This is a genomic window from Bacteroidota bacterium, assembly GCA_034723125.1.
In the GTDB taxonomy this organism is placed as follows: Bacteria; Bacteroidota; Bacteroidia; order CAILMK01; family JAAYUY01; genus JAYEOP01.
Genome location: JAYEOP010000091.1, coordinates 1 through 4,775, shown reverse-complemented (window position 1 = coordinate 4,775; position 4,775 = coordinate 1). Strand labels below are relative to the sequence as shown.

Below are 4,775 nucleotides of genomic sequence, written 5' to 3'. Positions count from 1 at the left end.
CCCCAAAAGCACGAATATTAGAAATAAGATACTAATAAATCAAAAACTTTCCATATCCATAAAAATCACTTTCAAAACTTTTTAGCTTATAGAAATATGTACCTTTTTCTAAATTTCCAACTTTTAAAATAATTTCTCTCTTTGGATATTCTATTTTTATTGTTTTCACAATCTGACCAACAGTATTAAAAACTATAAGTTGTAACGGATAATTATTAATTGATAATCCATCAATTTTAATGTTTGCTTGCTTTGAAAATGGATTTGGAAAAACCATTGACGATATTGATTTAGGGTAGAGTTCTAATTTCCCTACATCATAAAAATATTCAAAAGCACCAATGTCAATATTATTGATTTTTTCTCGTAAAATGCTGTCGGCTTTTTCTTTATATTCATAATTTGCAGTTAAAGGATAGGCACTTATAAATCCTAAATTAATACCTGCATCAATAGCGGTAGATGATTTTTTTAAATGATAATCATAATTGTCAGGGTTTATTAATCCGGCATCTGAAGCATTTGAAAAATATAAATTTGTAGAATCATAAATGCCTGCTTTAACGCTATCTCCAACTCCTGTAAAAATATTATTGGCAATTAAGGAGGATGCACCTGATTTAACATATACAAAAACGCCTGTATGTCTTTCGTTTACAACTGTATTATTTACAATGTAAATTGCTTTTTGAGGATTAGTTAATCCTTCGGCACCATAAGAAATTATTGCATTGTTTGTAGCATTTGGCCCTTGCATAATAATATTTCCCAGAACAACAGAAAAACCACCGTTTGGTAAATCTAACAACATGCTTGCAGTACCTGATTGCTCGTCCATTATGCGATTGTAAAGTATGTAATTACTGTATGCTCTGCTTTTTACCGTATGTCCAATTTTGGCATGATGAGTATAGCAAAATCTAAGTGTAAAACTTTTGACATGATTGATGTACATGTTGTGAGTGTATCCATCTCCATATCCGTTATTTGCAAATTCAGTAAATTCAATTACTATATCACTTTCCGAATTATCTCCGGCTAAAATTCCATTTTCGTTATCATGAAAATAACAATGCCTTATGGTGAGGTCTTTACCTTCCAATCTTATTCCTGCACCATTGTTATCAGTAACAGTTGCTCCTGAAAATTCGATATTTTCGATGACAGTATTATTTCCTGCAACAACCCAAATTGCTTTTCCTTGGACACAAACTCCATTTGAATTTAGATGTGCCATTCCTCCAACACCTCTAATTAATAAATTGTCGGAATACCATGCTGTTGCATCAGCTGTGTAAGTTCCTGCATCAATGTTAATTATATCTCCGTCTTGTACAAGAGAACTTACATCACTTGGCTTTTTATATGTTTTTGATGGACCAACTTCATAAGTTTTGCTTATACAATTAATAGAAATTGAAATAATTAGAATTGATAAAATTAGTCGTTTCATATTTAAAAAATATTTAATTTTTAAGAAAACAAAATTAGAATAATAAATGACAAAGTTAAATTTATTTGAAAACAAAAATGAAAAGAAAAAAAAGAATTAATACCAAATAGTTATAAAAATATAGAGGTACCGATAAGAAATGGAAAAATGAAAATGGAAGTAATGAAATTAAGATTGTTTTAGTAATTTTGTTTTAGATTTAAAACGAAATATTATGAAAGCAATTGAAACAACAGGTATAATTGACAGAAGTGGTGTTTTACGTCTTGATAATCTTTTAGAAACAAAAGAAAAAAAAGTTAAGGTAATTATTTTATTGCAAGAAGAAAATGAATTAGATAACGAAAAATTATGGTTATCTTCTATTTCAAATAATCCTGCATTCGATTTTTTGAAAGATAGAGAAGAAAATATTTATTCACTAAAGGGAGGTTCTTTAAATACATTTCTTTTAAGAAACAAAGATAATGAATAAGATGCAAGGCACAAATTTTTCTGAATAGCCGTAGCTATTGAGAAAAATTTTAACGCAGTCAGATTATTTATTATCTTTGTTCCCAAAGGGTTTTCAGAGTTTTTCATATACTTCTTCAAAACTTTTTACATTATCCCGATAGTGTTTCAAATTTTTTCATTGTCTATAAAAAACTCTGGAAATCTTAATGCGAATGTATTTATAGAACCTCCCTAAAAGATGGAATACCTTTCAATGATTAAAAATAAAAGGTATAAAGCAACTCTGAATAATAAATATTTAATCAAATCTAAATAATTGCATTCGATTTTCCCCTGAAAGAGGTATCATAAATTTTTTGTTAAATATTCTCAACAATCAGAGCTTTAGTTCCAAATTAATAGAAAATTTTAGAGCAGGTTTACTAATTAGTGTCTCTAAGAAAACTCTACAAAATTAAAAATGTTTCTTTTTGCGATATTTTTATTTTTCTCAAATCACTGATGCAAAGGCATCAGTTCATATCCAAAAAGTAAAAATCTCACATGCCTGACGGCAGGCAGGTCAAAAATCTTAGAAATCATAAAATTTGACAGTTTTCTTAGAGGCACTAATTAAGCAGAAATAGATTGGAATAAAAAAAACCAAGTAGTTTTATTTTGAGAAAATAGAATAATTTATCTTTGTGAATTATTATAAAACACAATGTTCGTATGAAGCAAAAAATAAAAACAAAAGAGGCAAAGAAATATATTGAGAATAAGAACAAACTTTCTATTCAGCAAATGTTGATAATTGTTGTTGCGTTTATTGTAACGATAATTGCCTTTTCTCCATCAGTAAAAAACGGAATTACGAATTTTGATGATAGTGCCTATGTTACTGAAAACCCATTGATACAGGAGCTGTCTTTTGAAAATATAAAAACTATATTTTCTGAATCATACTATGGTGGATATTATCCTTTAACGATTTTATCTTTTGGCTTGGATTTGAAATTCGGTAAAAAAAATCCTGTTAAAACACTTCACCTTATTAATTTGTTACTCCATTTGGCAAATACACTTCTTGTATTTTGGCTATTATTTTTATTATTAAAAAACTTTAATATTGCCATAATTGCTGCTGCTTTATTTGGGGTTCACACAATGCATGTAGAATCGGTAGCTTGGATTTCGGAAAGAAAAGATGTTCTTTATGCTTTCTTCTTTTTGCTATCTTTAATTTTTTACACTAAATATATTAATGAGAAAAAACAGAAGTTTTATTTTTGGGCATTAGCTTTATTTCTGTTTTCCATTTTGTCAAAAACAATGGCGGCTTCACTTGCAGTAACAATTGTAGCTATTGATTATTTCTTTGATAGAAAAATATTATCAAAAAAAGTATTGATTGAAAAAATTCCTTTTTTGTTAATTGCAATTGCTTTTGGTTTAATTTCTATTTTATCACAAAAAGAAGCGGGAATGATAACGGATTCAAACCAATTATTATTTTTTGAAAAAATCGTTTATGCTTTTTATGGTTTTTCTATTTATTCAGCAAAGCTAATTTTCCCTTTTCACCTTTCTGCTTTTTATCCTTATCCCGAAACTTTTTCCTTGCAGTATCTTTTGTTTATTTTGCCTGTAGGTGTAATAGTGTTTCTGTTTTTTTATTTTTTAAAAAGGGCAAAAATAATTGCGTTTGGAATATTATTTTTCACACTTAATATTGTTTTGGTTCTTCAAATTTTACAAATAAATAATTTTGTAATTGCAGACAGATTTGTATATGTTGCATCAATAGGTGTTTTTCTGATAATCGGATATTTATATGATTATTTTTTACAGAAAAAAATATTTTCCAAAAATGTTTTAAATGTTGTAATTATAGCTTATCTCGGACTTTTAACTTTTAAAACAAATGCAAGATGTGAAGTCTGGAAAAGTAGTTTGACTTTGTGGGATAACGTAATTGAACAACATCCTGACAGAATCCCTAAAGCATATTACTGGCGTGGACACGCACAGGTAGAAATGGAAAATTATAAAGCTTCGATAAATGATTTTACCAAAGTTATTGAACTACAACCAGAAAATTATGAAGCAATGGCATATCATAGTCGTGCTACAACTTATGCGAATCTTGGGGAAATCGATAAGGCTTTAAAGGATATTGAACTTGCTATAGAAATTGATAATGAGAATGCTTCATTTTATATTTTGCGTGCAAGAATAAATTATAACAATGGGAATAAAAATGAAGCAATAAAGGATTACAACAAAGTAGTCGAACTTAATCCCGATGATTATGTTGCTTATTATTTCAGAGCCCACTTTTTTGCTCAGGAAAAACAGTATCAAAAAGCAATTGATGACTTTAGTAAAGCACTTGAACTTAATTCCGAATTTGGAGAAATTTTTTACAACAGAGGAATAATCTATCAAACTATAAATAAAAATGACAATGCTTGTAAGGATTTTAGAAAAGCTTCCAACCTTGGTTATGAAAGAGCAAATTCAATGATACTGAGTTATTGTTTTTAATCAGAATAATTCCTTACAATAGAGGGTCGTACCTGCCGTAGCTTCACTGTGATTCGCTAAAGCTATGCAACAGCAAGGCGAAAGAAGGTTGCTTGGGTTTTTAGAATTTGACTGCCGACTGATTTGTTTATATTTTCTCGCAAGGACGCAAAGAAGAATTGTTTATTTGTTTCAATAGTCATTTAGTGGTCATTTGCTTCGCTGTCATTTAATTGTCATTATGTTGTTTATTTGGTAATCCATACGGACAAGTTTTGTTTATTTGGAATTTGACTGTTGACTGAAGACTGAGGACTGCCGACTGTTGACTGCCGACTGTGGACTGTCTTTTATCTCAAAA

3 protein-coding genes are annotated in these 4,775 nt (G+C 29.1%); 2 read left to right on the top strand and 1 reads right to left on the bottom strand.

From position 1 onward, the window contains the following. Nucleotides 1–31: 31 nt before the first annotated feature. Entirely contained in the window at nucleotides 32–1,453 is a 1,422-nt protein-coding gene (locus tag U9R42_02770; GenBank protein MEA3494938.1) for a T9SS type A sorting domain-containing protein, read from the bottom strand. Nucleotides 1,454–1,667: 214 nt separating this feature from the next. Here U9R42_02770 and U9R42_02765 point away from each other — a divergent pair, with 214 nt between their 5' ends. Both U9R42_02765 and U9R42_02760 read left to right on the top strand, forming a co-directional pair. Then, nucleotides 1,668–1,928 carry a hypothetical protein gene (locus U9R42_02765; GenBank protein ID MEA3494937.1) on the top strand — a complete coding sequence of 87 codons (261 nt, stop codon included), beginning with the start codon at nucleotides 1,668–1,670 and terminating at the stop codon, nucleotides 1,926–1,928. Nucleotides 1,929–2,620: 692 nt separating this feature from the next. Continuing rightward, entirely contained in the window at nucleotides 2,621–4,435 is a 1,815-nt protein-coding gene (locus U9R42_02760) for a tetratricopeptide repeat protein (GenBank protein MEA3494936.1), read from the top strand. Nucleotides 4,436–4,775: the final 340 nt, after the last annotated feature.